At 71.9% G+C, this 1,399-nt stretch carries 2 protein-coding genes; both read right to left on the bottom strand.

All coding sequences use genetic code 11. The features are described from left to right. On the bottom strand, positions 1-963 hold the full coding sequence (locus BJF79_RS39690) for an NlpC/P60 family protein (RefSeq protein ID WP_075905145.1): 963 nt from the start codon (positions 961-963) through the stop codon (positions 1-3). Next, positions 963-1,399: replication-relaxation family protein (locus BJF79_RS39685; RefSeq protein WP_187357125.1), on the bottom strand; the 437-nt coding region annotated here is incomplete at its 5' end. The genes BJF79_RS39685 and BJF79_RS39690, both read right to left, overlap by 1 nt.

Below are 1,399 nucleotides of genomic sequence, written 5' to 3'. Positions count from 1 at the left end.
TCATCGGTGCGCGGTGGGGCGGGTGAAGCCGAGCAGGGTGTCGCGCTTGTAGGACTGGATCTGCACGACGGTGCCGGTGTGCGGGGCGGCGATCATTTGTCCCGGGGCGATGACCAGGCCGACGTGTCCGGGGTTGGTGATCGAGGTTCCGGGACCGGAGTTGAAGAACACCAGGTCGCCCGGCTGCTCCCGGCCGCGAGGGACACGAGGCCCGTGCCGCCACTGAGCACCGGACACGCGCGGGACACCGATTCCGGCGGCGCGGTAGGCGGCGAAGGACAAGCCCGAGCAGTCGAAACCGCGTGGGCCTTCGGCACCCCACACGTAGGGTTTGCCGAGCTGGGCGTGGGCGAAGGCGATGGCTTTGGCGGCGGCCTCGGTGGGCGCCGCCACGCTCCCGCCCGCGCCGAGACACACTTGTGCCGCAGATTCGTCGGGGTCTGCCGGGGCTGCTGCGGCGTAGGCGCGTGCCTGCTGTAGGACCTTGTCGACGTAGGCGTCGGAGTGGTTGTACCGGAACAGCGCTGTGCGGATCTTGTCGGGTGCGCCGTTGTGTTGGAGGTAGCGGGCGGCTGCGGGGATGGCGTCGGCGGGATCGTAGACGTCGGTGCGGCCGTCGTCGTTGCCGTCGACGCCGAACGCCGCCCAGGTGCTGAGCAGGAACTGCATGGGCCCGGCGGCGCCCGCATGGTTGGTTCCGGAACGGATGCCCGAGCCGGGGCCGCGTCCGTGGTCGGACTCGGCCTTGCCCACGGCGGCCAGAACGTGCCACCCGATCTCGTACCGGTCCCCGGCCCGCACATAAAGCTGGAGGTAGTCGGCGGGAATGTCGGCGACCGCGCCTTGCTCGGGCGGGGGCGTTGTGCAGGCGCCGGACGAGCCGGGCAGGACCGCGCTCAGTACGCCGATGAAGACGGCGACGAGCACCAGGACGAGGGCTCCGGCGCCGATGACGATTGGCATCAGGAGGGGTCGACCTTCGCGGGGCGTGCGGTCAGCCAGATGTCGGCGAGTTCGGCCAGCCCGCAGCGCCGCCCCGACTCGAGCCCGGCCGGGAGCCACACCCGGCCGGCGGGCCCTTCGAGGTCGGTGGCGGGGGACTGGACGGCGGTGGCGACCGGGACCTCCGGGGTGTCGAGCAACCGGCGGAGGTTGGCCTCGCGCGCGGCGCTGGGGAGCCAGAACAGCACTGGTGTGGTGGTGCCGGTGGCTTCGGCGAGGTCGGCGTAGCCGCCGAGTTTGCGGGTGACGCGCGCGAGGGTTTCGGTGCCGGTGTCGTGTTCGAGGAAGAAGTCCAGGGTCGGTGGCGTCTCGTCGTGTGGGGTGCGGGGTTGGATCCAGCGGCCGAAGGCGTCGGGGCGTGCCAGGTCGCCCCATTGGGCGGCGCAGCGTCGCTCCG

This window comes from Actinomadura sp. CNU-125 (assembly GCF_001942465.1).
Taxonomy (GTDB): domain Bacteria; phylum Actinomycetota; class Actinomycetes; order Streptosporangiales; family Streptosporangiaceae; genus Spirillospora.
The sequence above is the reverse complement of the archived record's forward strand: the minus strand, read 5'-3'. Positions and strand labels throughout refer to the sequence as shown.